Source organism: Bacteroides rodentium JCM 16496, assembly GCF_000614125.1.
In the GTDB taxonomy this organism is placed as follows: Bacteria; Bacteroidota; Bacteroidia; order Bacteroidales; family Bacteroidaceae; genus Bacteroides; species Bacteroides rodentium.
On record NZ_BAKJ01000002.1, the window covers coordinates 136,080 to 163,044 of the forward strand.

The following is a 26,965-nucleotide window of genomic DNA, read 5'->3' on the forward strand; positions in this document are numbered from 1 at the left end:
TGTACTTTTATTCTCTTTCACTTTGGTCCTTTGATTCTAGATTTTAATTCTGAGGTCAGAGTTTTCGGAATCGGGTGTACAAGGAAAGGGGGAAAAGTGCAAAAGGGTATTCGCAGGGCTGTTGAAGTCTGTTCCAAGGTTGCGGACATGTATCCCAAGCCTTGGTTTCTCTATCCCAAACCTTGGGATAGAAAAACCAAGGCTAAGGAAAACTTCCTGTCGGTATGTTTGGGAACTTTGCCTTATGTGCCCAGGAAGTTTTTCCTTTATATCCAGGAAGTTTTTTCCTTTATAAGCAGATGCCGGGATGTGGCTTATGCCGTTCCGCAGTCCAAGGTGAAAGCGGTGAAGGATAGAAACGGGTGATTTTATTCGCTTTCCTTCGTTGTTTCTTCCGTTGTTTCCTTTGCCGCCTCTTCTCCTTTGCGGTAGGCCGGCGGGCTGACGTGGTAAATGTCCTTGAAGCATTTGGAGAAGTGGCGTGGCGAACTGAAACCGATGCGGTCTGCAATCTTCGTGATGTTCAGTTCCGGGTTGTTGCGTGCCATGGCCTTTTCACGGGCAAAGACGTTGGGGTTTTGATGGGAATCACCATATTCCAAGAACGGGATGCATTTTCGAACCCTCCGGGCCCGTCCATCGTGGCGAAGAAGATGTAAGCCGGCTTTCCGTCCTTGAAGAGGATGAAGGGGCGTTCCAGTTGTCCTTGCTTCTCCACACTGCCGTCTTCCCACTCCACAGTGAGCGAGTAGGCTTTCGGGTCTTTGTCCACAGTCCATTGGATGCCGTCTTTGGAATGTGCCATGACGCCTCCGCCCCGTTCGCCGGTAAACTTGGCTACATGGTCTTTGAAGATGGCATGATAGCCGTCTGCATCTTTCCAGAGGAAAGGGTCTTCCGCTTCGCCCTGACCGTCTACTTCAAAGATGGGACAGTCATTGTTCAGTACTCGATAAGGGCCTTCTATGGTAGGGGCATAAGCCATTCCGAGGCTCATGGCCGAGTGCAGGTAACCGTTCGTGTAATGTCGTCCCTTGAATATCATCATCACCGAACCGTCTTCTTGAATGATAGGCGAGGGGTTTGAGGTCAGAAAACTGTAGAAAGTATTGGGTTTGGTCTTCAAGATGGGTTCGTCCAGGCGTTTCCACGGACCGTAGGGCGAGTCGGCAACGGCCAGTCCCACACGTTTGTTGGCGCGGGCAACGGTACACCAGGGGCTTTCCAGGGTGAGTTGTTCGTAAGTAGGGTCGGCAAAGGGGTGGGTGGAACCCATATAAATAAGGTAGTATTTCCCGTTCTGCCTCAAAATGCGTGGATTGTGTGTGGAACGTCCGTCCCAGTATTGCGCACCACGGGCAGGGAGGGCCACTTCGCTGAATCGGTAAGGTCCTTGCGGCACCTCGGATATGGCATGTACAATTTCCGAGGCTACCATCCATCCCGGATGGAACGGCAAGTTCTTGGGAAAGCGGGAAACGAACATATGGTACTTGCCGTCGTCTCCTTTCACTACCGAACTTCCCCAGGCCCAATAGCCTTCGCACTCAAAAGCAGGTGTACGTGGGGCTTTGTCCAGGTGATGAAACAGTGGGTTTTCCGACTTCTGTTTCAGTTCTACCAGATTGTCCAGTTTCTGGGCAGAAGACGTTATGGCTATGAAAGCGGCAAAGAGAAAAAGCAGATGATATCTTTTCATGGGGAGTGTTGTTAATAAGGTTATTATGATGAAACAAAGATAGCCAATCTTTTTATGCCTGCTGCCGCATTCAGCCGGTTCCGTACGAAAACTGCATCTGTTTTGTATGATTGCCGTCATTTTCTCCCTTTGTCTTTCATTATATTTGCTGAAAATATAATCGGACATTATACAATAACCAATACGATTCTAATATGCAGAGAAACCTTATTCTGACCATTCTCGGCCTTTGCTTGGCCGCACCTGCTTTTCCGCAGGAGAAGGAAACACAGTTTGCTTTCAATAATTATCACCGTTACTACAACGAAGCCCGGCAGCAGGGGGATGCAGAGAAAGAGAAGTCCATCGAGGCTTTCCGCGCTTCCTTTGCGCAGCATCCTTACCGTTATCATTCCCTGGACACCCGGTTGAGTGCGCAGGAGTGCCTGGCACAACTCACTGCCGACGGTATCTTTTCTGGTTTAAGGGAGCAGGAAGAGCAATTCCGCAAAGAGAATGCCTTTCAGAAGCCTTACTCCAACCCGCAGGCCGAAATAGGCTTGTTCGTTGCGGATGCCTTCAACCGTATCTGGAAAGTTGCGGATGCCTATCGTAAAGGTGAACTGACAGAAGAGCAGGCCTTGTCCGACAAGGTGCTGAAGGCGATTCTGCATTACGGGGGGATTGAGGCAGGCCGTCCCAATGACGGTCCCCGTTTTCATGCATCCTGCTTTGCCATACCTACGGCAGCGGTCAATACTTATTTCTGCTATCTGAAACAGATGGACGATGCTGAAGGCGGGAAAGGCGGCACATTGCTGCAAGAGGCATGTGATATGTTGAAAACCATTGCCTTACAAGCCTGGACCCAACCTCTCCGCCACGACGAAACCGATGGAAATGTAGTTTCCATTTCCCGTTTCCGCAACCACGTGTGGTGGGTGGGCGGCAATGCATTGGCCTATCGTTCCCTATTGCCCGTGGCCGCCATGTACCGTTCCATTCCTATGATAGACTTGCTGGCGGAAGTTTGCCAGCGCGGTATCAGTATGACTTCCCAAACTACGTATTCCGATGCTTTCTGGACTGAGGGATTCACTGCCGACGGGGCAGGTTGGGGACATGGAAAGCAATGCCTGATTTGGGGCTATCCCATTGACGGGACTTCCAATGCACTTAAAATGCTGAATATGCTGAAAGGCTCTCCCTGGGCCAAGAACCTGGAACGGGATAATGTGCAGGCGCTTCTTAATTTCCTGCGTGGCGGTGCCTGGTATTATTATAAGGGATATCGCCTTCCTTGCCTGGACCGTGGCTCGTATGTATATAATCCCACAGAGCTTTCTATCCCTTATGCCGGAATGCTGGATAATCTTATCGGCAACTGGATGGACTCTTTCACCCCCGAAGAGCAGCGGGAACTGTTGCAATTGCAGCAAGAGGTGAAGAAGAATCGCATCATGATGGAGGCGTATGCTCCGGGCGTCTATTCCGGTACCCGTTGGTTCTTCAACAACGACGACTTGATAAAGAAGACCCCCGACTATCATATCACGATTAATATGGCCTCTGTCCGTTGTGACGGACTGGAGAGTGCCGCCAGTTTTGCCGATGCCTACAATTTCTATCCGACGGATGGAATGACGTTGTTCCAGCGTAGCGGCGATGAGTATTTCCGGATTATGGGCGGTTGGGATGTCACCGCTTCCCCGGGTGTGACTGCACGCGAAGGCATGGACAAGCTGGTTCCTGTAGAGAATTGGCGTGGTTATTGCAGCAGGAGTAATTTTGCTGCCGGTGCTACGGATGGCGGGAGTAATGCCGTTGCAGGATATATCTTCGAAAAGATGAACGCTTCTGCGAAAGAGGGTGTGAACGACAAGGGGAACAGTGAGGGCTTGAACGAGGTTCTTTATGGTTTCAAGGCATATAAGTCTTATTTCATTCTGGGAGATTACATGATAGCCTTGGGAGCAGGCGTGACCAATAATCGCCCGGAACTGGACGGGGAGATTCGCACAACCATCGACCAGACGGCTTGGACGGATGAAGTTTTCTCGATAAAAAGGGGAAAAATGGAGCTTGTCGCTTCCGGCACCCACTCGCTTTTGTCGGCAGATGGTACTCCCCTCTGGCTGGTGCAGAAAGGCAAGTTTGCCTATCGGATACTCCCCGAATATACCCGTGAAGCATTTGTTGCTTGCGAGACTCGTCCCACAGATTGGGTGAAGCGGAACAAGGTGAATGAAAAGAAACAAAGCTTGCCTTCAGAAGCCAGAATCCTCCGTCTGTGGGCAAGTCATGGGCAGCGTCCGGTTGATGATACCTATGGCTATGTGGTTTATGCAGGCCGGCAGATACCGTCGGATGAACTGCCGTTCCGGGTATTGCAGAACGATACGCTGGTGCAGGCGGTCTGCTCTGTGGACGAGAAGGTGGTGGAAGCTGTCTTGTATCCCGGCAATAAAGGTTTGCAGGCAGAAGGTTTGTCTCTTTCCGCCTCTGCTCCGTGTGCGGTGTTAATAAGGGAAGAAGCAGGGGAGATTGTGGTTTCTGTCACCGATGCTTGTATGAATGCGGCCCTGAAAGAGATTCGGATTGTTTTCAATGGAAGGGAAATCAAGGTACCTATGCCGCAGGGGATGCTTTGTGGAAAACCGGCGGTAATACGTGTGGATAAATCGGCGAACCGTGTATAGCCTATTGCGCTCTTGTTAATCTAATTATCATTATTAATCATTGTATGAAAAAAGACTTTTTATCTTTACTGTTGTGTTTTGTTGCCTCGTTTGTTATGGCTGCAAAGAATAACCCCGTATTTTCTACGGCGGGATTTTACGAACTGAGTGGAACCGGTCGCGAGGTCTTCTCCATGAACCTGGCATGGCGTTTCCATAAAGGTGCTCTTTCGGGAGATGCTTTTGCCGTGGATTATGATGATTCGGAATGGAGGGGTGTCCATCTTCCGGACGGGCTTGAATACCTTCCGCTTGATGCAAGCGGTTGTGGAAACTACCAAGGCGAAGCATGGTATAGGAAGCATTTCAAGCTTGAGGGCAATCTTGTGGGCAAGAAACTCTTTCTGCACTTTGAGGGCATTATGGGAAAAAGCAAGGTATGGGTGAACGGAAGGCTGATGACCGAACATTTTGGCGGTTATACCCCTGTCATTGTGGATATCACCGGAGTGGCACAACCGGGCAAGGATAACGTCATTGCCGTGTGGGCGGATAACAGCGACGACCCCATGTATCCTGTGGGGAAGAGCCAGGATTTGCTCGACTTCACCTACTTCGGTGGCATATACCGCGACTGTTGGCTGATTGCCCACAGCCCTTTGTTCATCACCGATGCAAACTATGAGGACGAGGTAGCCGGTGGGGGTGTTTTCGTCTCTTACGACAAGGTTGGCGAAAAGAGCGCGGAGGTTCATGTAAAAACCCATATCCGCAATGAAAGCGAGGCCTACAAGAAACTGCTTGTGGAGTATGTTCTTCGCACTACAGACGAGAAAGAGGTTGCCAAGCAGGAAGACAGGCTCTCTGTCCGCCCGGACAAGGCTGTGTATTCCAAAGCTGGATTCAATGTGGCAAACCCTGCTCTATGGAGTCCCGAAACTCCCAATCTTTATTACTTGGATATCAGGGTGAAGGATGCGATTACCGGAAGTGTCATAGATGGTTACAGAAAGCGCATCGGCATCCGGAGCATCGAATTCAAGCAAGAAAAAGGACTTTGGATCAACGGGAAGCCCTATGGAAAGATAATGGGTACCAATCGCCACCAGGATTTTGCTGTCTTGGGCAATGCTGTTCCCAATATCCTCCAATGGAGAGATGCCAAGAAGCTTCGCGATGCGGGCATGAAAGTGATACGTACACACTATGTCATCGACCCTGCCTTTATGGATGCTTGCGACGAACTCGGCCTTTTCGCCTTGGTCGAGACTCCGGGATGGCAGTTCTGGAACGATGCGTACGAATTTGGTGAAAGGGTCTATATGGATATCCGCAACATGATACGCATACATCGTAACCATGCTTCCTTGTTCTTTTGGGAACCGGTGCTTAACGAGACCCGTTATCCTGTGGAGTTTGCAAAGAATGCCGCACGGATATGCAAGGAAGAATATCCCTATCCATACAGCATAGCGGCGTGTGACGATGCTGCCGCAGGCGATGAGTACTTCGACCTTCTTCTTCGCCCCACGGCCGTACTTAAACCGGGCAAGACTTATTTCACCCGTGAGTGGGGCGATAATGTAGACGACTGGAATGCACATAATTCGAACAGCAGGACGGCGAGGGGATGGGGAGAAATGCCTATGCTTATCCAGGCTGCACATTACGCGGCTTGGTATGAGAAGGTTTACAAGCAGGCTCCGCAGGTGGTGGGCGGATGCTTCTGGCACTCGTTCGACCATCAGCGCGGGTATCATCCCGACCCCTTCTACGGTGGCATGATGGATGCTTTCCGCCAGCCCAAGACTTCCTATTATATGTTCATGTCGCAGCGTGAAGCCGAAAAGGGGAATATCATAGCCGAAACCGGGCCTATGGTATATATAGCGCATGAGATGACCCCGTTCTCTCCTGTCGATGTCACGGTTTATTCCAACTGTGATGAAGTCAGGCTTACCGTGTTCGAAGGTGGCAAACAATACACCTATAAAAAAACTGCCGGTGACAGAAATCTGTCTCCAGTGATAACCTTTAAAGACGCTTTTGACTTTATGGCTTGCAAGAAGCTTGCCCGTGCAAACAGGCATAAGGATTGCTATATGCTTGCCGAAGGCATCATAGGCGGCAAGGTTGTGGCTACACATAAGCGCGCTCCTGCCGAACGTGCCAGCCATCTGCGTTTGCGGCTCGACAATGAAAATACGGTTATCAAGGCCAACGGTTCGGATGCCGTGGTAGTCGTGGCAGAGATGGTTGATGCAAAAGGTAACGTAAAACGCCTGAACAACAGCTTTGTCAGGTTTGATGTAAAGGGCGAAGGCCACTTGATGGGCGACGGCATTTCGGGTATCAATCCGCAACAACTGTCGTGGGGCAGTGCGGCAGTACTGGTTTGTCCTACCACAAAAGCCGGAAGGATTACCGTTACTGCTTCTGTGGAGTTTCAAGGCTCGCAACGTCCTATGGGCGGTGAGCTTGTTATTGAGACCGTGCCGGACGACAAGAAGGAGATATACGATGTCGAAGAGCTGGAAGCCGTGGACGATACGTCAAAACCTATAATGAAGGTAGAGCAGGCAAATGTTTCCGATTTGGAAAAAGAAAACGTCCGATTGAAAAGGGAACTTAACAGTTTGCGCCTAAAGGAAGTTGAACGCCAGCAAACGGAATTCGGGGTCGGTATAAACGACTGATTGAACGGACGCTCACTGATATTGTTTTGTTATTTATGCGAATCAGCGGTTGAATCCTTCTTATTCAAGGCTGTCCATCATCGCTGCATGAGTCATGTTATCCCTAGCTTGCGGATGTGTATCCCAAGGCTTGGTCTGTCTTTCTCCATGCTTTGAAATATTTTAGTATTGATTCCCAACACTTTTTTTTATAGGGTGCCGGCATCTTTCTTATTAGTATCCAACGACATGGGATATAGTGCGGATTCGCAAACACCCATATTCCCAACGGTTTGTCAACTGCTGATTCGCATTATTATATCAGTATAACATTTCAAAAGCTGTTTACTGAAGTTCATAACACTTTGTGAAATTGAAGAGCATAGCGGGACTGGTGAAAGGTGAAGGATGAAAAAGGCAACAAAATAACTCCCGATATTGATAGATAAGTAAAAAGGGAAGAACCTCACGGTCCCTCCCTTTTGTACATATCAAATTGATTAAGGTCTATTTGATTTCTTGATAAATAAGGTTAGAAGTTTTGTGTCATTACGTTCTATTAATAGCCGGGGTTGTTGGTCCACTGTGCCAGGTCAATCTGCTGGTAAGGTACCGGGAAGTAGTAATGGTTGTTTCTTTGGAAGAGAGAACCATTCCATGTTTCAGGTCTGACTTCATTGACTTTTTCCAGACGGACTAAGTCGAACCAGCGTTTCATCTCGGCAAAGAGCTCCCAACCACGTTCGTTGAATACGGCTGTTGTAAAGGCAACAGGGTCGGTAGTGGTTGTCAATTGGTTGTCTGCATAACCGGCACGTTTTTGTACCTTCTGAATAGCATCCAAGGCTTGTGCATTTACGCTGTTGGTTGCACGAGTGGAGGCTTCGGCATACATCAACAGGACATCCGCATATCGGTAGATGCAAGTGATGCCGTTGGATTGTGCACTCTTGCCAGCTGCTCCATTGTCATAGTCGTAATATTTGGAGATGGCTGGAAGTTTGTCGGCACTTTCTTGATAAGTGACATGCCCGTTTTTCGTATTCCATTCTGTCATATAATTCCATTCTTTACGTGCATCGTCAGGATAGTTCAGGAAGAAACTTTCATTGGCATAGTAATCAGACCAACCAGCGGGGGAGAAATCGCTCGGATAGTAAGACTTGCCATAGTTACTTGCTGTTTTCAGCTTGGCATTGTGGTGAAGTGCGAACATTACTTCGTTAGCTTGTTCCTTATTTGCCTCTTTCCACAATTCAGCATATTCCTCAGTCAAGTGCAGACCGGAATTGTCAATGATATCCTTGGCTGCTTCGGCTGCCAGAGAATAGTATTCCTGTCCTCTCTTCAAAGGCCAGCCTGCCATAGTCATGTAAGCATCGGCGAGGCATGCTTTGGCTGCCCATTTTGACGGAGTGGAGCTAAAGCCTGAACGGCTGGTAGCGGGTAACAACTCTACTGCTCTTTGCAGACTTGGAATGATAGCCTGGTCATAGATGTCAGCAACTGCACTTCTAGGCATGGTAGTCGTAGCGTCTTCTGCTTTCAGGATTAGGGGAACATCTCCGTACATGCGTGTCAGGTAGAAATAGGAAAGTCCGCGAAGGAAATAAGATTCTCCTAAAACTGCTTCGAACTGTTTAGCTTTGGACGGGTCTGTCGGAAGTACGGTCTTATTGATATACTTGTTGGCATTGTGGATGATGTATAAAACAGTGGCCAGGTACCGCTGAAATCGGCGTCATTGCCTGTGACACTCGGCGTCAAGTTATAGTAATTGGCTAACGGGTTGTTGGCTTTTGCCGCACGGTAGGTAATATCGTCCGCACATACGTTGATACGTTGTAAACGGCAGTTGAATCCATAGTTGCCCCCCCACAAGTCGAGATAAAGGGCCGAGGTGGCTTGTTGCAGAGCTGTTACATCCATTCTGGCGATGAATTCCTCTTCTGTGATAAAGGATTGGGGCTCTTGTGTCAGGTCTACACAAGAAGTCGTTAGCAGCATACTGCTGGCGATTGTTGCTATATATACTAATTTTTTCATATTGTTTTCTTGTTTTAATCGGGTAATCATTAAAATGCAAAGTTTAAACCAATCATGTAATTGCGGCTGTTAGGATATGCTCCCCAATCTACACCCTGTGTCAACGGACTGCCATAGTTGCTTCGGGATCCAGACCTGAATAGCTAGTGATGTGGAAGGGGTTTTGGATAGAAGCATATACACGCAGGTTGGTGATACCAAGTGACTTGCATGCCAATTCGGGCAACGTATAACCTAATGTGATGCTCTTCATCTTAATGAAACTTCCGTTTTCTACGAAACGGCTGCTGAAGATTTTATCTTCTTTACCTCCATTAACAAAACCGGGAACATCCGTATTGGTATTGGTCGGTGTCCAGCGGTTCAAGAAATCACGCATGGGAGTAACAGCGGCCATGTTTTGACCGTTAACTATGTTGAATCCCATCTGGTGAGTAGCATTGTAGATATCGAATCCGTGGAAGCCTACCATAAAGAATGAGAAGTCGAAATTTTTGTAGTTGAAAGTGTTATTCCAACCCCAGTTGAATGTCGCTGTCCGCAGCCGATGATTCCTTGGTCTTCGGAATTGATGACACCGTCTTTATTCGTGTCTCTGTATTTTGAGTTACCGGCTTCACGCCATATACTTTTCCGTTGGTTTCTCCGGTAGCATTGCCATTGGCATCGATAAAGGGAGCGTTTACTTCATCTTCTTGCCAGACACCATCGAAAGTAAATCCCCAGAATGTTCCCAGCTTTTCGCCTTCAATCATCTGGAACAATTCATTTTGATAATTACCGGCTTGTTGTTGGCGATGATTGGGAGTCGGTATCTTCTTGTAGGTACCTTTGTTGTGTGACAATGTGAGGTCGGTGTGCCAGTTGAAATCTTTTCCGGTAACGGGGTCTGCGCTGATGGTGAATTCAACACCGGTATTCTTAATCTCACCTGCGTTCATCAATAATGAAGGATAACCCATATGTGCCGGTTGTGCCAATTCCAGCAAGATGTCTTTAGAAAGTTTGTTATACCAATCGGCTGTCAGGCGAAGACGTCCGTTGAAAAGTCCCAAGTCGATACCGATATTTGTCTGGTCATTGCGTTCCCATTTCAGATAGGGGGCAGCCGGGCGACCTACTTTGTAAGAGGTTGTACCATCACTGTTTCTTACCGGAATCAGCTGTGAGTAGATACGGTATGCTCCAACAGCTTGGTTACCTACAGAACCATAACCTACGCGAAGTTTCAGTTGGTCGATAAGGCTGTTGTCTTTCAAGAATTCTTCTTGTTTGATGTCCCAAGCCAAAGCTGCTGAGGGGAAATAGCTCCATTTATCTGCCAGGCGTGAAGAACCATCGGCACGGATGGAGGCTGTAACCATATAGCGGTTCATGAATACATAGTTGACACGCAACATACCGGACATCAATGTGTTGATGATGCGTTCAGAACCAATCTCTGAAAGAGAAGCATCAGACCATCCTAAATTGTTTTCACCGATTCTGTCGATGTAGTTCAAATTGTAGGCAGTGCTGACATGGTTGTAGTTATTGTCATAAGATTGCTCGAACACGGCTGTTGCATTGATACGGTGGTTCTTGTTGAACTCTTTTACATAGCTCAGCGTATTGGTATTCAGCCAAGAATTGTTCCAGTAGCTACGTGCCTGACCTTGTGTCAAGCCGTTCTTGAATGCACTGTAGCTTTTCTCATTTTGAACGGAAGTATTCAATCTGTTATCGAATACAACGCCCATTTGTGAACGGAAACTCAGACCATCCATGATGTCGAACTGGACATATCCTTGGATTTTGTTGCTCAGTGTCTTATTGGAATTGCTGGATTCCCAGATGTGTCCCATCGGATTGTAAGTGGCTGAGCCTTCGAAGAACGAGTTGTTGTAGTCACCGTCTTCGTTTTTAGGGGCAATCGTGCTGGGGAAATACATGGCTTGTTGAATCAGACCGTCGTATTGGCTGATGCGCGGAGCTGTATTTTCTTTATAGAATCCATAAAGGTTCAAACCGGCTTTCAGCCATTTCTTTATCTTGGTATCTACTTTCAAACGCCAGTTGTAGATGCTGCTGTCTGATTCTTTAATGATACCTTCATTGTCTTGATAGCGCAAAGAGGCAAGAAAAGTAGTCTTTTCACCGCCACCTGCGATAGAGAGTTCATAGTTCTGAGTAAGAGCAGTGCGGAAGATTTCTCTGGAGTAATCATATCCTGCCGTACCATTCTTGAAAGCAGCCAATTGTTCTGCGTTGTAAAAGTGATTATCTTCATAACCGAAATATTCCTTACCATAGTCATTAACCAGGTTGGCATATTCATACGGAGAAAGATTATCAGCATACTTGGCTACAGTCTTGATGTTGGCAAATGCGTTGAAAGATACGGTCAATTTGTCCTTGGAGGGATTCTTGGTAGTAACCAAGATTACACCGTTTGCACCGCGAGAACCGTAAACAGCTGTTGCGGATGCGTCTTTCAATACTTCGATAGATTGGATATCGGAAGGATTCAATGACTGAAGGGAACCACCGATGAACCCGTCGATAACAACCAAAGGACCGGTTTCTGCTGTGATAGAGTTGATACCACGTACGCGGATGGTATTGTCTTCAGTAGGATTACCGGAACCGGAGAGAACTGATACACCGGCCATACGTCCCTGCAATGCATCGGATACATTACCGGTCGGGGTGTTTTTCAATGCATCTGCTGCTTTTACAGAAGCAACCGCACCGGTCAGGTCACTCTTACGTTGAACGCCATAACCCACTACGACAACTTCCTGCAGCAATTGGCTGTCCTCTGCCAGTTTTACGTCGATTTTGGTCTTTCCGCCTACGGCAATCTTTTGTGTCTGATATCCGATATAGGAGAATACGAGAGTTGCGTTTGCAGGAACATTGGGAAGGGTGTAGTTTCCGTCAATGTCTGTGATACATCCGTTACTTGTTCCTTCCACCTGGATAGAAGCACCAATCACCGGACCTAAGTTGTCAGTTACTGTACCTGTTACTGTGAGATTCTGTGCAATGGCCTGCGTGGCAAATAGGACAGAAAGCAACATAATACCTAATGCTTTAAAAAAGCTGGATTCCTGTTTCATAAATATTAATTTAATTAGTTATTAATAAAGGTTGTTTCTTCGTTTTGTACTCACTTTAGAGTTGAATCACATCGCAAATGTAGGAGATGGAATATACAAATGCATTAGTTAATAGTTCGCAAAAAGTACGAATTCGTACAAAACTTGCGAACTATACCACTCTTGTATTTTTATTCTCTTTCACTTTGATTCTTTGCTTCCTTCACCTCTTCCAGTAGGGCAGAGAGCGTTTTTACCTTGTCCGGATGGGCTTCTGCCACATTGTCTTTCTCGGACGGGTCAATGGAAAGATTGTACAGTTGAGGTTGCGGGGCGTTTCCCATTTCTATTTTTGTCCAATACTCCAGTGCCGGCTTGTCGCTGGGCTCTATGTATTTCCAGTCTCCTTGGATAATGGAGAGTGTATTGTCCAGATTCTGTTGTACGATGTAGTCACATCCGGCAGTATCGGTTCCCAGGAAGTTGTTGAGCTGGTCGCGGCTGTCGGGAGCGATGCCTGCTTCCAGCGGATGGTTCAGCAGGGCGGCGAATGAAGCGTATACATCAATCATGGAGAAGAGGGCTTGTTGTTTGCCGGGTTTGATGCCATTGGGCCAGCGTACAATGAAGGGAATGCGGGTACCGGCATCGAAAGCGCTGTATTTCCCACCACGGTAGTGCTTCATGGGAGTATGGCCGTTCAGCAGTTCGCGTGCCTGGTCTTGGTAGCCGTCGTCTATGACGGGACCATTGTCGCTGCAGAAGACGAAAATGGTGTTGTCGGCAATGCCGAGGCTGTCCAGGGTGTGCATGATTTCACCCACGGTCCAGTCCAGCTGAAGGATGACGTCGCCACGTACGCCCAAACCGCTCTTGCCGGCGAAACGTGGATGTGGCACGCGGGGAACATGTACATCTTGCGTACCCATATAAAGGAAGAAAGGTTCGTCTTTATGGGCTGTGATGAAGTTCTTGGCCTTGTCTGTAATCACGTCGGCAATGTCTTCGTCTGTCCAAAGGGCGGATTTACCGCCGGTCATCCAGCCGATACGGGGGATACCGTTGATGATGGTATTATTGTGTCCCTGGCTGGGTTTCATCTTGACGAGTTCGGGGTTTTCGAGACCGGTAGGCCAGTCACCGACCTTGTGGTCGTAGCTCACGGTGATAGGGTCGTTGGGGTCGAGGCCCACTACATGTCCGTTCTCTACAAAGACGCAGGGAACGCGGTCGACGGTAGCGGGGATGATGTATTCATAGTCGAAGCCGATGTCTTGGGTGTTCGGTTTGATGGAGCGGTTGAAGTCTGTACCGCCTTTAGGACCCAGGCCGAGGTGCCACTTGCCCACTGCTGCAGTGGCGTAGCCTTCTTCCTTGAACATATCGGCCATAGTGACGCAGGCGGTATCGATGATGAGTTCGGAATTGCCCGGAGCAATGCCGGTATTCTTCTGTCGCCAGGGATACATGCCTGTCAGCAGGCCGAAGCGGGAAGGGGTGCTGGTGGAAGAAGTGGCATAAGCGTTGGTAAACTGCATGCCTTGTCCGGCAAGGCGGTCGATGTTGGGAGTGCTTACTTTGGAGGCACCGTAACAACTCAGGTCGCCGATGCCCAGGTCATCGGCAATCAGATATACTACATTGGGCTTCTGCGGAGAGCGCTCCGGAGTATTGCCTTTAGATTGGCTTCCGCATCCCGCTATCAGCTGCACCGGGAATCAGAGACCACAAGGGGGAAAAATGCTTCATAGTTCTTTGACTTTAGATTTTAATTCTGAGGTCAAAGGTAAGAGGTTTTGTGGAATTGGGTGTATAAGGAAGTACAAGGGAAGGGAGAAAAAGTACAAACCGTATCGTGCGATGGCTTGATGTACAATATTAAGATGTCTCTTCACTGTCTTCCGTACTTTCCTCTCCTCCATTCTCTCCTTTGCGGTAGGCCAGCGGGCTGACGTGGTAAATGTCCTTGAAGCATTTGGAGAAATAGCGTGAAGAACTGAAACCTATCCGGTCTGCAATTTCAGTGATATTCAGTTCCGGATTGTTGCGCAGCATCAGAGCGCCTTTCTTCAGACGGATGGTCAGGATAAAGTCGTTCGGAGTTTGTCCGGTGATGGCCTTCAGTTTGGTGAACAGATTGGTGCGTGCCATTGCCATTTCACGGGCAAAGACGTTGACGTTGAACTCCGTATCGTCCAGATGTTGCTCGATGACTGCCATGGCGCGGTCCAGAATCTCCTTGTCTATGGGGTTGGTGGCAAGCATCTGTGCGAAGGCTTGCGGCTGCTTGCTGAACTTTTCCTGCAGAAGGATGCGCGAGTTTACGAGGTTGTTGCAGCGCGAAATCAATAGATTGGTGTTGAACGGCTTGGTGATATAATCGTCCGCACCGATGCGCAGTCCCTCGATGTTCTGTTCGATGGCAGTACGTGCCGTGAGCAGTACCACGGGAATGTGGCAGGTGTTGAAGTCACTCTTTATCTGTTTGCACAGTTCCGTTCCCGACATGTTGGGCATTACTACATCGCTGACTACGATATTGGGCATTTCGCTGCGTACCAGTGCAAGTCCTTCCGCTCCGTCGACCGCAGTCAGCACTTCGTAGAAGGGCTTGAAGATACCTGCCAGCATGTCACGGATGGAGTCGTTGTCTTCCACTATCAGGATTTTTGCATCCGGGAGCCGTTTGATGGGAGCATTCTCTTCCAGCTCTGCCTTGAGCAAGGCATCGTTTTCCGGTTTGGGAATCTCTATCTGTTGCACGCTGTCTGCATTCTTATTTATTTGCTCTTCGCTGAACAGCGCGTTCCCCAATTGCAGGTTTACGATGAAGCTGGTGCCTTTGCCCAGTTCGCTTTCCACACGGATGGTGCCGTGATGGAGTTCCACGATACCCTTCGTCAATGCCAGGCCGATGCCCGTACCCGTCTTGCTTGCATCCGTAGAGTCCATCTGGTCTATTTGGTAGAAGCGGTCGAATATCTTGTCCACTTCCCGGGCATCTATGCCACTGCCGGTATCGGTCACGCGGATGACGGCATTGTTGCCTTCGGTCTTGATGCTGAGGGTGATACTGTCTTCTGACTTGGTATGCTTGATGGCGTTGGACAGCAGGTTGTTTATCACTTTCTGCATCTGTTTTTGGTCATACCACACTTCGAGGCTGTCGGTTTCCTTCTCGAAGTAGAGGCTGATTTGTTTGGTGCTGGCATATTCCAGGAAAAGCAGATAGTTTTCGTATAGGAAGTTCACGATGTTGTGCGGACTTACCTTTATCTTCATGTGCCCTTGTTCCTGCTTGCGGAAGTCGAGCAGCTCGGTGATGAGTTCCCGTAGCTGGATGCTGTTCTTGTAAATGCTCAATACCTTATTATATATGGCAGGCGTGAAGTTCTGGAGTTGCATCAGCGTTTCCACTTGTGCCACGATGAGCGTCAGCGGGGTACGGAATTCATGGGAGATGTTGGTGAAGAAACGTAGCTTTGACTGGTTCAGAGCCTCTACATCACGGATGTGCTTCTGTTCGTACTTCAGTGATTCACGCAGCTTGATTCTCGACTTGTAGGTGCGCACCAGATACCAGAGCAGGATTCCCGTCACTATCAGGTAGATAAGATAGGCAAGGGGAGTCTTGTAGTAGGGAGGCAACACGTGTATGGTGAGGTGGACTTGCGGACAAAGGCTCTCGTCTTTTCCATTGGGCTTTATAATCAGGTTGTAGGTTCCGGCGTTCAGATTGGTGTAGGTGATGTTGCGCAATCCACGGGCACTGTTCCAGTCGTTGGAGAAGCTTCCAGCTTATAGATGATGTCGTCTTTGTTGGCGGCTACATAGTTGGAAGTGGCGAACTCTATGCTGAACATGGACTGTTCGGCGTTGAGTGTAATCTCGGGGGTGCAGTACAAGGCTTGCTGCAGGATACCGGTCTCATCTCCCACTTGTATTTCCGTTCCGTTCACGAAGAGGCGGGAGAGGATGATTTTGTAGGGTTTCGGCGTGAAGTTCAACTCCATTTCGTGGAAAGAAATCATTCCCTGCGTGCCTCCCAGGAATATTTCTCCGTCACGGGTCACGCAAAGGGCATTCTCATTGACGGCAGTCATTGGGAAACCGTTTTCGGCACTGTAGTTCAGGAATGCCTTTTGCCGGTAGTCGAAGATGGAGAAGCCTTCGTTGGTGATGAGCAGCAGTTTGCCGCTGGTGGGGGATTCCTGCGTCTCGTAGATGCAGTCGCTGGAAAGGCCGTTCTTCGCTTGGTCAAAGTTCTCGAAGTCGTTGCTGGCAGGGCGGTATAAGTCCAGTCCGCTGCCCGAAGTGGCGAACCACAGATTGCCTTTGCTGTCTTGGGTAATGTTGTTTACATTGTTGTTGCTGATGCTGTGTGGGTCGGCAGTATCATGGCGGTAGTTGGTCAGTTTGCCGGTATCGAAACGGTAGCTGAACACACCTTCGCCCGTGGCTGCAATCCAGAGCGTACCGTTGCTGTCGAAAGTGACATCTGCCACCATCTTGATTCTTTTGCCTTCTTTGCTGTCCTGGAACAGTTGTTGGCATTTCCCGTTGGCAGGGTCGAAGAGGCAGATTCCGTTTTGTGTGGCCACTACCAGCTGGTGCTGATAAGGCACGATGTCGCGGATGATGTCGGAAGGCAGGGTTTCCGGATTGTCTGCTTCCATGCGGTAGTGTGTGAATCGGCCTGAGTGTATGTCCAGTCTGTTCAGTCCGCCCAGATGGGTTCCTATCCAGATGATGTCTTTGGAGGCATCATAATAGAGAGCCTTGATGTTGTTATGGGAAATACTGTTGGAACCGCTTCCCGGGCGGAACCATTTGAATTCACGGGTACGGCGGTTGTAATAGTTCAGTCCGCCCCCTTCGGTGCCAATCCACAGATTGCCGTCCTTGTCTTCGATGGTGCGGCCTACAACCGGATTGCTCAGCCCCTTCTTTTCGATGGGCGAATACATATAGCGGCTGTATATCTCGTACTCGGGGTTGAAATAATTGACACCGCCAAAGTAGGTTCCCAGCCACAGCGTTCCCTGGTTGTCCTTTACGATGCACCAGATGGAAGAGTGTGTCAGTCCGTCGCTCTGGGCATCACTGGCAGTGTGGTTCTGGAAGAGTCCCGTACTTTTGTCATACCGGTTCAACCCGTTGAATGTCCCAATCCAGATGTTTCCCAGATTGTCTTCACAGCAGGCTCTCACGAAGTTGGAAGAGATACTGTACGGGTTCTTTGCGTCGTATTCAAAGATTTCGATAGTTCCGTCGGTCTTTACATGGTGCAGTCCTTCTTCCCAGCTGCCAATCCATAACTCGCCTTCGCTGTCTTGGTATATGCTGGTGATGTTGCCTTTCTGGATGGGGTGGGTCAGCTCGTTCTTGTCCAGTTGCAGGCGGTACGCTCCGTCGGTGGTCGTTCCAATCCACATTTGTCCGTTGTCCAGATGCATACAGCAGATTTCCAGATTCTTTCCGGGAAGCTGGTAATAGAGGTCAAAGTTTCCGGTCTGCTCGTTATAGCGGTAGATTTCATTCTGTTTTCCGATGAAAAGGGCCTCTTTGTAATATATGCTGTGCACATTTCCTTGCAGCAGGGTGGTGAATCTTTGGGTGGCGAGATTGAACTCGGCTACTCCTTCCGTACAGAGCAGGTAGATTTTTCCGTTACGGTTGCCGGCCATGCGCAGCACGGTATTACAGAAAAGGCTGTAAGGGTCGTTCTTCTGCAGCTTATAGGTTTGTATGTCTTCTCCGTCATAACGGTTCAAGCCTTCTCGGGTTCCAATCCATAAGACACCGTTTTCATCGATGTAAAGGCTGTTCACGGAGAATTGTGACAGACCGTCGTCGGTCGTCAGATGGTTGAAGGTGATGTTCTGCGCCTGCAGGGTTACAGCAATCATGCTTACTGAAACAAGAAGCAACCGGATGATAAACGTTCGCACTTTTCGGGTAGTTTTTAAGGTTTCAGTTACAAATATAGGTATATTTTGTACAAGACTTCTTATTTATTAGGCGGTTTTTGCGGTTATGTTTGGATAAATGTATAATTTTGGAAGCGCGCCGAACGATACTTGCCTTTTGATACAAGGCAATCGGCGTATCTTTGTAAACAAATTAATTCATTAATTATCATGAAAGACCTTTTATCTATTGTATCTCATTTTCAAATGCAGGGTACGGTTCGTGAAATCAAGCCTTTAGGCTCAGGCCTGATTAACGATACGTACAAAGTGACCACCGTTGAGGCCGGTGCGCCGGACTATGTTCTGCAACGTATCAATCATGCCATTTTCCAGAATGTAGAGATGTTACAGTCTAATATCGAGGCTGTGACCGGGCATATCCGTAAGAAGCTGGAAGAAAAAGGAGAGGCCGATGTCGAGCGTAAAGTGCTTCATTTTATCCCCACGGCCGAAGGGAAAACCTATTGGTATGACGGTGAGAACTACTGGCGTATCATGACTTTTATTCCCCGTGCCAAGACTTACGAAACGGTGAACCCCGAATATTCCTATTATGCGGGAGCTGCCTTCGGTAATTTCCAGGCTATGCTTGCCGATATTCCAGATACATTGGGCGAGACAATTCCCGATTTCCACAACATGGAGTTCCGCCTGAAGCAACTCCGTGACGCTGTGGCTGCCGATGCGGCGGGACGTGTGCAGGAGGTGCGGTACTTCCTGGATGAGATAGAGAAACGTGCCGATGAAATGTGCAAGGCAGAACGCTTGTACCGTGAAGGCAAACTGCCCAAACGGGTATGCCACTGTGATACGAAAGTGAACAACATGATGTTCGACGAAGACGGTACGGTGCTTTGTGTTATCGACCTGGATACGGTGATGCCCAGCTTCATCTTCTCCGATTATGGCGATTTCCTTCGCTCTGGTGCCAACACGGGGTTGGAAGATGACAAGAATCTGGATAATGTGAACTTCAATATGGAAATATTCCAGGCATTTACCAAGGGTTATCTGGAATCGGGCAAATCCTTCTTGTTGCCGATAGAGATTGAGAATCTGCCTTATGCGGCTGCCTTGTTCCCATACATGCAGTGCGTACGCTTCCTGGCAGATTATATCAACGGTGATACTTATTATAAAATCCAGTATCCGGAGCACAATCTTGTGCGTACCAAGGCTCAGTTCAAACTGTTGCAGAGCGTGGAGGAGCATACACCGGAGATGAAAAAATTCATTGACTCATGTATCTGAAAAAGTATTTAATGACGATAGCGGCAGCTCTTTGCATGCTGCCGCTGTCTGCAATTAATCCCCAAAATAGTAAAATGAAAGAATTGAATGTAAAGAAAGTAAGTGTGGCCAATATACCGGTAGAGTCGGTTCCGGCTCTTCTGGATGAAGAGAAGGTGGCGTTTCAGCCCGTAAACACAGTGAATTGGGCTGCTTTTCCTTATACTCCCGATGTGGAGTTCCGCATAGCGCATACGGAAGATGCCATTCTGCTGCATTTCAAGGTAAGGGAAGCGAGTGTACGCGCAGTTGCAGGCCACGATAACGGTCCGGTCTGGGAAGATGCGTGTGTAGAGTTCTTCTCTGTGCCTGCCGGTGACGGAGTGTACTACAATATGGAGTGTAATTGTGCCGGAACTCTGCTTATCGGTGCCGGTGCCGGACGTGGAAACCGCCAGCATGCCCCGCAAGAGGTGCTCGATAAAGTACAGCGTTGGGCTTCTTTGGGACGTGAGGCTTTCGAAGAAAGAGTAGGTGAGTGTGCCTGGGAAGTGGCCCTGGTCATTCCTTATTCCGCTTTCTTCCTGCATGACATTACTTCGCTGGATGGAAAGACGCTCCGTGCCAATTTCTATAAATGCGGCGACAAGCTCCAGACTCCCCATTTCCTTTCCTGGAATCCGATAGGTCTGGAGAAGCCGAACTTTCATTGCCCGGAGTTCTTCGGTACCCTGCATTTCGAGTAGTAGTAGAACAAAAAGTTACTCAACCTGCCCTCACCACTATCACCGCTTTCCTGAAACTCCCTATTCATCGCCCTTTCAAGGGTGAGTGAGAGCAAATAAAAAGGGTGAGGGCAAATTTTACCCTCACCCTTCCGGGCGTACCCGGTTGCTTCCTGCCTCTCTTCCCGTCTTTTATAGGACAAGACAGACCATTGTCTACAGAAACAGTATAATAAATACCCTTTATATACTTAATCCGTTAGTTCACAACACTGAACAGTTTGTTCCAGCATAGAGAACACTTTGTTTCAACAACGAAAAACAATTTGTTTTCATATAATGGAACGAACTGTTTTGTTAAGGGAAACAAAGTGTTCTCTATAATGAAACAAAATGTTTTGCTTGTTGAAACTAGAAGTTTCACACCGAGAAACAAAGTGTTTTGTTGAGTTCGAGTTCCCGTGCCATTTGCACCTGCTTGTCTGACAAGTGATGTCTCTTTTGGGCTGTCAGCCATTTATCAAGTTGTGATCTGTGTGTTGCCATGCTACTTATTGTCCCTTATATTTTTCCCAGAGGGGAAACAGCTTTTCTTTTATCAGGTGGATAATCGTTTCGAAATCCGGTTCCGTCTTTCCTATTTTCTTCATGAACCCTTTCCATAACATTTGAAACCGGGGGTTCGTGGAGAAATCGTCACTAAACAAGGGATGATTCTCCTCATATACAGTTCCTCTGTTCTTCAATGTGGCATGAATGGCTTTCTCCAATAGTACATCGTCTATCGCTTTATCATATAATAAGGTATACAGGTCATAAAAATCTTTCATGCGACTGTTGTTCTCGGACAATTCAATCATAGCCTGGAATTTTTCTGCCACTACTGTTTCGAGGGAATAGGCCATTATATTGACGGGAGGCAGGTCATCCAATAATAGGGGATATTCCAGTTCCTGCGGATCGGGAGTAATGATGTCACCAAAACCGATATCCATTGCTATTTTCTGACGAGCGGTATCCAACCGGGCTGTTACGTGCAGCCGGATGCCTTTATAAATGCGGTTCTCGTTTATCTCTTCCGTTTCGAGGGTAGTCGTATCGAAATGGATTCCGTCCTTTTCGCAGGTTATGCCGCATATTTCAGAGAAAGCTTCCTCTATAATCTTTTTGTCATTGGCTATGCTGTGCCCCAGAAAATCTATATCCAGTGTCGGGCGTGCTTTAAATTGTTCATGGGCATAAAGTAATGCGCCACCTTTCAGATAAAAACGATGCTTGTATTTACTCTGTGCCAGCCGGTATAAAAGGCGTTCCTGCACATAACGTATCAGCAATGGCTGGTAAGGCAGCCCTTCCGCCTTCGACAGATTCAGGAGTTTCGCCTTTACGGATTTACCGTAGTCTTTGTTTTCTTTTGTCATAGTTGAATTTCCAGATAGTTATTAAGTATTCCGGCTATCCGCATGGACTTGGCATAACTTGTCAGCCGGGTGATATTACGTTCTTTACGTGACAGATAATTCCTCAAAATCTCGGAACTGACATCAATACCGATTTTGTTACGGTTACGAAGGGCATCACAGACCGATTTTTCCATATCATAGATAGATACCTCGATTCCGTCTATCTGTTCGCGCTTAATGCCGATGGTATAGATGGAATTGTCCCAATAATTAAGGATGATGGGGGGATAGTCAGGCAAAATGACTTTCCGTTTTCTTGGTATGGCCACATAAAAACCTTGCGGTATCTGTGTGGTAAGTCCATAGTGTGCCCATGCGGAATAAAGGCACAACACCCCTTCGGGTACTATTTTGTCAAGGTCGATCATAGTTCCCGCCATTACATCCTCTATGCAGTACACACCCGGTTTCAGACGGATTATCTCACCCGATTTCACGGCTTCCAGTAGCCGGTAATACAGATAACGGTTGCCGATGATCTCCTTGCGGGTGATATATCCTCCGTGCTGTTCTATCAGAAGTCTCAATTTATCATCCATATTATTCTTGTCTTATGTGTACAAATATACGGCATTTATCTTTTAGTGCCGTAGTTTTGTACATGTTTTCTTTTGAATATACCGGATAGGCAAGAGTATGGGCAGGCGGGTCGGACTTGTCCGGGTGTCTGTCCATACTTTTGCCCTTTCCTGAAAAACGGCTATGTTTGTGCCTGTTCACCTTCATTACCGCCTAACGGGTGTTTGAGTGCCGGATCATTCTCAATGCGTATCAGTTCATTCTCTACAAGTTCCACAATATCCTGCTTGATTTGCCGGTAATTTGCCCGTATCTGCTCTTCCATTGTATCATTGCCGTTCTCGTCCAAAGCTGCTGATTTCGGGAATGGGTTGATCGGCAACCAGTCTACGGTAAGTGCTTTCTGCCTTTCCTTTACCTATCTTTTCTATACAATTCAAGTTGCTCTCTGAAGAGTGGCATAAGAGTGTGATAATCATCCTCAAAACCGACATAGCGGTTATAGACTTTCTTGGCGATGACAAAACTGTTATGATCGCAAATGTACTGATATTGTTTTGTAATTTGCGCCTTGATGTTGTCAAGCTCTTGGTTCAACGTACAGGCTTCTTCGGATTTGCCTTTTGCCCGTTGGCCTTCACGTCCCACAAAGGAAGGGACACTTCTCTCTTGCAACAGCCTTGAATATTCATAACTCAACTTGTTTTAGTTACAAATTTAATTGTTGTTGAGTTATTTGAGGTTATGCAAAAGTAGGCAACATGCTGAAAGATAATCTGTTAATCTGTACTTGGTGGCATATTGGAGGAAGTTACGATTTGGTAACTAAACTCCCGTCCAAATGTGCTTTTCTTTGCTTCCTTTTTACCGCCTCACTAAAAATAATGTTTTAGAGCCTGTTTAAATTTTGCTCTGCATTGTTTTGAGAGTTTTTTGCAGATGTTTTTCTGTTTTTAAGGGGAGTATAGCGGGCTATATGACGAATAGAAACGGAAAAGCAAACCGAAAATAAACTCAAAGAAAGCAGAGCAAAATTTAAACAGGCTCTTATAACTATTTTATTTTTAGCATGGTTGCGTTATCTTTGCACATCTTTTGAAAATACTTGGTTTCGTAAACAAAAACACTTTGAGATGTCCATCTTCTAAATAAAAACATTATTTTTGTAGTACATCAGGCTATAAGTTATATGAAAAAGCCAATAGTTCTCCTACTTTTCATTTAATATCATCACAAATTAAAAAACTATACTTATGAAGTATATATGTATTATTCTTTTTTGGGCAATAAGCATTTCATCCTGCCAGCAGCGTCAAGCCGTCAATGAGAAATGTGAGAAGAATATTATAGTATGTTTCGATCATTACCATCCTAAACCATACAAGACACCGGGAGGAATGAGGCACGTGCCGATGCCTGAAGTTCTCTATACTGATAGTATGGGAACCCTTGTGGAATACATGCCCAGTAAAGATTTCGATACCCTAACCATCTATTCCACCGAACATTTCAAGGAGTTGGGTCTAAACTATGGAAATTTTGAGTTCAACTACTACCCATTAATACAAGGAGATACCGTTATTATTTCCATGGATAGCCTTAGCTACCCCATTTTAAGCAGCAAGCATCATCCCGAATATAGCAGAATCTATAACATGAACTATAAATTGCGGAAAGGAAGAACACACTCTGGTTTAGAAGCAAAAACATGTTTGGGAAGCGACTGGGTACGGATTGCTCAAACCATTGACGTGATACGAGCAAATAATTGGACTTCATTACTGATGGATTACTGCCCTTTGGATTCATTACAATCCATGTTCGACAGTTACAGGGAAAACTATATAGATACCATCAAATCCTTTAAAGAACAGCAACTTATCTCAAGCGAGGTATACGACCGTTATCAATACTTGCTCAGGCTGAAAGAATATGAATCCCGGCGAATGCTGAATGAAGACACCGCCTTCTACCGCCAGATGGAGCCCGAAATATCTGACAAATATATCCGTTATCCCTCCTACCGTGAATATCTGGACTACTACCTATGGTTTTTCAATCAGCATATTCCGACAATACGCAAATCCCAGGGAGGAAGCAAAGACTGGCGTCAAACCTTCGATGAACTATCTCCGAAACCATTTCAGCCAAAATCCAAACAAGTCCTGCTTGAACGCTGCATCAAAGAAATCGGTGAAAACTTTTCGGCACAAGACGTAAACAGCTATCTTGATAAATATATCCACATCACCCAAGACACTCTGCTGTTCAATAGGATAAGAGACCAATACAACTTGTCTGCCGACGCCAGCCGGTTATTGCTGAAGGACATTCACGGAAAGCCGGCTAGCCTGAACATATTGCTGGAAAAGAATAGGGGAAAGGTCATTTATGTGGATTTCTGGGCAAGCTGGTGTGTGCCCTGCCGAGAGGAAATGCCTCCCTCGGCAAAGCTGAGGGAATTGTACAAGGGGAAAAATGTGGCATTCATCTATCTGGCTTTCAACGATAAGGAAAGTAGTTGGAAGAAGGCGGTAGAACAAGAGGGCTTATCAGAAATACCAAATAATTTCTTCATCACAAATTCAAAGAACAGCAAAATAGTAGAACAGTTAAAGTTGCAATTAATTCCCCGGTATATCATTTTTGATAAACAAGGCAATCTTGTTGAAATGAATGCTCCAAGACCAAGTGACCAACAAGTGACAGCGACGATAGACAAGTATTTAAAATAAACTGAAAAACAATAAAAAAGTGCCGTTCATCATTCCACATGAACGGTGCTTTTAGTAATTTTATCCCCCATAGTTGTTTTATATATAATATCTTACAGAATGAATATCAATGATATAATAAATAGCATTTACAGATTACCCCCAACTTCCCTCGATACATTGGTTGCTTCGGTATCGGAAGTGGAATACCTAAAAATTTCATTTACATCGGGAAAATAAGAAGGAGACAAAGTCTTATTTCATAAAAAAAGGAATCGTTCGGGCATATGCACATAAGGATGACAAGGAAATCACATTCAGGTTCGGCCAGGAAGGAGATCTTATATTTCCTTTACAAACTCTTTTTGCTGGTCTGGGAGAATATGCCACAGTAGAACTATTGGAGGATTGTGTTTTGTATGAAATTGATTTGGAGCGGTTGCAGGATTTATATCAGAACGATATACATATAGCCAATTGGGGACGCCGGTATGCGGAATGTGCTTGTATTAAGTCGGAAAAATTGTTTATAGCACGGCAATTCAAGACATCATTGGAAAGGTATCGGGAACTTGTAAATGAATATCCGGACATAATACAGCGGGTACAATTAGGTATAATTGCCTCTTATTTGGGTATTTCCCAAGTCAATTTGAGCCGCATCAGAGCCCGGATAAAATGAATTTATCAAATGTAAAATCGTTTTTTAAAACATGTAAAGAAGAAACAAACCGCAAATGCCGAAATTTGCACCCCAAAAAGAATTAAAGTTATGAATTGGTTTCTTTTAGTGGTATCCGGGTGCATCGAGCTTGTTTTTACCTTTTGCCTGAGCAAAGTGAGCAAAACTGTCGGATTTGAAAAAGGTTTGTGGTGCATAGGCACGGCAAGTGCCATTGCACTTAGTTTGTACATTGTGACTAAGGTTCTGAAGACTTTACCTATCGGCACTGCTTATGCCGTCTGGACGGGTATCGGTGCTGTCGGCACGGTTCTGATAGGCATCCTCTTTTTTAAGGAACCCGTAAGTTTCGGAAGGCTTTTCTTTATCTTTACGCTGATAGTATCTATCATAGGTTTAAAGGTCGTATCTTCCTGAATGATAAAAGATGAAATAATATGACGGAACAAAACTTTCCATTGTACGAAGAGACCGTTTCTATTCTTAAAAAGAGAGATAAGAAGTTGGCTTGGTTGATGGAGCGGGTAGGCCCGCTTTCACATACTGACCTCAAGGATGATTTCCTTTTCTTCATAGAGCAGGTTATAGGACAGATGCTTTCTATCCAGGTAGCCGACGTGCTTCCATACGAGGATGCCACCTTTTTGGCAGCTTACAAATGGCTCTACCGTACCCGGAATGTGAAACCGGAAGCGGTCAAACGGCGTTGCCGGAAATGGTCGCCATACTCTTCCGTGGCTGCTATGTATCTATATACTGCATTCGATGGAAAATTAATCGCAACGGAATCGCCTAAATTGAAAGAGTTATAAAATGGCACGGTTATCTGCTCAAGTGCATAAGTTGATGGGCGAATTGGATGAAGCTGCTGACAGCCGGACTGCTTTTCGTTCCAGATCAAACAGAATAGGATGCGTGGGGCTGATTTTTTATAGGCCTCAAAGTTGCGGAAATAAGGAAGGTGGCCGAACGGTACGCCCATATCTGTTTGGATGAGATAGAACAGTTGCTCTTATCGGAAGTACATGAACATCGGATGTGTGCGCTTATCATACTCAAAAAAAGGTTCAAACGGGGAAACGAACATGAACGGGCAGAGATTTTCGAGTTCTACATCAACCACACGGACTGTATCAACGATTGGGATTTGATAGACAGCTCCTCTCCCTATATCGTGGGCGAATACCTGCATGATAAACCATGCGACGTATTGTACCGGTTAGCCCAAAGCGATTCGCCTTGGGACAACCGTATCGCTATGATGGCGACATACACGTTTATACATAACGGCAATGTTGAGGATACATTCCACCTTGCTCTCTCCTTGATGAAAAGCCCTCACCCTCTGGTACAAAAAGCCGTAGGATGGATGTTGCACGAAGCGGGTAAATACGACCTCATTCGGCTCAGTCTCTTTATCGATAAATACCGGCAAGAAATGTCACGTGTCATGCTTCGTATTGCCGCCGCCGGCTTTCGAAAAGAAATACGTAGAAGTTGAAT

General features: G+C 46.7%; 15 protein-coding genes and 6 pseudogenes. 10 read left to right on the top strand and 11 right to left on the bottom strand.

The genetic code is table 11. The features are described 5' to 3' along the window. Window positions 1–96: 96 nt before the first annotated feature. Window positions 97–366, top strand: a complete 270-nt coding sequence (locus JCM16496_RS01270) for a hypothetical protein (protein ID WP_025831757.1) — start codon at window positions 97–99, stop codon at window positions 364–366. Window positions 367–368: 2 nt separating this feature from the next. Here JCM16496_RS01270 and JCM16496_RS01275 read toward each other — a convergent pair. Both JCM16496_RS01275 and JCM16496_RS01280 read right to left on the bottom strand, forming a co-directional pair. Beyond that, window positions 369–590: pseudogene (locus JCM16496_RS01275) on the bottom strand (helix-turn-helix domain-containing protein); the annotation flags it as partial. Then, entirely contained in the window at window positions 524–1,699 is a 1,176-nt protein-coding gene (locus JCM16496_RS01280; protein WP_025831761.1) for a glycoside hydrolase family protein, read from the bottom strand. The gene JCM16496_RS01280 and the pseudogene JCM16496_RS01275, both read right to left, overlap by 67 nt. Window positions 1,700–1,893: 194 nt before the next feature. Between JCM16496_RS01280 and JCM16496_RS01285 the strand changes: the two genes are divergently transcribed. Both JCM16496_RS01285 and JCM16496_RS01290 read left to right on the top strand, forming a co-directional pair. Beyond that, window positions 1,894–4,377 (top strand): polysaccharide lyase family 8 super-sandwich domain-containing protein, encoded by a 2,484-nt coding sequence (locus JCM16496_RS01285; RefSeq protein ID WP_025831762.1) that lies wholly within the window; start codon window positions 1,894–1,896, stop codon window positions 4,375–4,377. Window positions 4,378–4,421: 44 nt separating this feature from the next. Beyond that, complete coding sequence (locus JCM16496_RS01290; protein ID WP_025831763.1) at window positions 4,422–7,052, top strand: glycoside hydrolase family 2 protein; 2,631 nt, start codon at window positions 4,422–4,424, stop codon at window positions 7,050–7,052. 538 nt (window positions 7,053–7,590) lie between these two features. On the opposite strand, the pseudogene JCM16496_RS01295 reads toward JCM16496_RS01290, so the two are convergent. From JCM16496_RS01295 to JCM16496_RS01310, 4 pseudogenes are all read right to left on the bottom strand, one after another. Continuing rightward, window positions 7,591–9,077: pseudogene (locus JCM16496_RS01295) on the bottom strand (RagB/SusD family nutrient uptake outer membrane protein). A 29-nt stretch (window positions 9,078–9,106) separates the two neighbouring features. Continuing rightward, a pseudogene (locus JCM16496_RS01300) lies at window positions 9,107–12,178 on the bottom strand (SusC/RagA family TonB-linked outer membrane protein). 170 nt (window positions 12,179–12,348) lie between these two features. Beyond that, window positions 12,349–13,906 (bottom strand): annotated as a pseudogene (locus JCM16496_RS01305) (sulfatase family protein). Window positions 13,907–14,035: 129 nt separating this feature from the next. Further along, window positions 14,036–18,108: pseudogene (locus tag JCM16496_RS01310) on the bottom strand (hybrid sensor histidine kinase/response regulator transcription factor). A gap of 189 nt (window positions 18,109–18,297) precedes the next feature. Here JCM16496_RS01310 and JCM16496_RS01315 point away from each other — a divergent pair. Then, the gene (locus JCM16496_RS01315) at window positions 18,298–19,380 is read left to right on the top strand and encodes a phosphotransferase enzyme family protein (protein WP_025831765.1); all 1,083 of its coding nucleotides are present in this window, start codon (window positions 18,298–18,300) and stop codon (window positions 19,378–19,380) included. Further along, on the top strand, window positions 19,371–20,105 hold the full coding sequence (locus JCM16496_RS01320; protein ID WP_025831767.1) for a carbohydrate-binding family 9-like protein: 735 nt from the start codon (window positions 19,371–19,373) through the stop codon (window positions 20,103–20,105). The genes JCM16496_RS01315 and JCM16496_RS01320 overlap by 10 nt, the downstream gene beginning before the upstream one ends. 399 nt (window positions 20,106–20,504) lie before the next feature. Here JCM16496_RS01320 and JCM16496_RS24515 read toward each other — a convergent pair whose 3' ends face one another. The 5 genes and pseudogenes from JCM16496_RS24515 to JCM16496_RS01345 all read right to left on the bottom strand — a co-directional run. Beyond that, complete coding sequence (locus JCM16496_RS24515) at window positions 20,505–20,630, bottom strand: hypothetical protein (RefSeq protein WP_262482737.1); 126 nt, start codon at window positions 20,628–20,630, stop codon at window positions 20,505–20,507. A 5-nt stretch (window positions 20,631–20,635) separates the two neighbouring features. Further along, window positions 20,636–21,505 (bottom strand): nucleotidyl transferase AbiEii/AbiGii toxin family protein, encoded by an 870-nt coding sequence (locus JCM16496_RS01325; RefSeq protein ID WP_025831769.1) that lies wholly within the window; start codon window positions 21,503–21,505, stop codon window positions 20,636–20,638. Beyond that, entirely contained in the window at window positions 21,502–22,086 is a 585-nt protein-coding gene (locus JCM16496_RS01330) for a type IV toxin-antitoxin system AbiEi family antitoxin domain-containing protein (RefSeq protein ID WP_025831771.1), read from the bottom strand. The genes JCM16496_RS01325 and JCM16496_RS01330 overlap by 4 nt, the downstream gene beginning before the upstream one ends. A gap of 161 nt (window positions 22,087–22,247) precedes the next feature. Further along, window positions 22,248–22,448 (bottom strand): hypothetical protein, encoded by a 201-nt coding sequence (locus JCM16496_RS01340; RefSeq protein WP_025831773.1) that lies wholly within the window; start codon window positions 22,446–22,448, stop codon window positions 22,248–22,250. Further along, a pseudogene (locus tag JCM16496_RS01345) lies at window positions 22,441–22,758 on the bottom strand (site-specific integrase); the annotation flags it as partial. The gene JCM16496_RS01340 and the pseudogene JCM16496_RS01345, both read right to left, overlap by 8 nt. 561 nt (window positions 22,759–23,319) lie before the next feature. On the opposite strand from JCM16496_RS01345, the gene JCM16496_RS01350 reads away from it, so the two are divergent. From JCM16496_RS01350 to JCM16496_RS01370, 5 genes are all read left to right on the top strand, one after another. Then, window positions 23,320–24,801 carry a TlpA family protein disulfide reductase gene (locus JCM16496_RS01350; RefSeq protein WP_025831776.1) on the top strand — a complete coding sequence of 494 codons (1,482 nt, stop codon included), beginning with the start codon at window positions 23,320–23,322 and terminating at the stop codon, window positions 24,799–24,801. Between the two features lie 253 nt (window positions 24,802–25,054). Then, the gene (locus JCM16496_RS01355; protein WP_244440191.1) at window positions 25,055–25,462 is read left to right on the top strand and encodes a Crp/Fnr family transcriptional regulator; all 408 of its coding nucleotides are present in this window, start codon (window positions 25,055–25,057) and stop codon (window positions 25,460–25,462) included. A gap of 90 nt (window positions 25,463–25,552) precedes the next feature. After that, window positions 25,553–25,879, top strand: a complete 327-nt coding sequence (locus JCM16496_RS01360) for a DMT family transporter (RefSeq protein WP_025831779.1) — start codon at window positions 25,553–25,555, stop codon at window positions 25,877–25,879. A 20-nt stretch (window positions 25,880–25,899) separates the two neighbouring features. Further along, the gene (locus JCM16496_RS01365; protein WP_025831781.1) at window positions 25,900–26,274 is read left to right on the top strand and encodes a DNA glycosylase family protein; all 375 of its coding nucleotides are present in this window, start codon (window positions 25,900–25,902) and stop codon (window positions 26,272–26,274) included. A gap of 119 nt (window positions 26,275–26,393) precedes the next feature. Continuing rightward, entirely contained in the window at window positions 26,394–26,963 is a 570-nt protein-coding gene (locus JCM16496_RS01370; protein WP_128809384.1) for a DNA alkylation repair protein, read from the top strand. The last annotated feature ends 2 nt before the right edge of the window (window positions 26,964–26,965 follow it).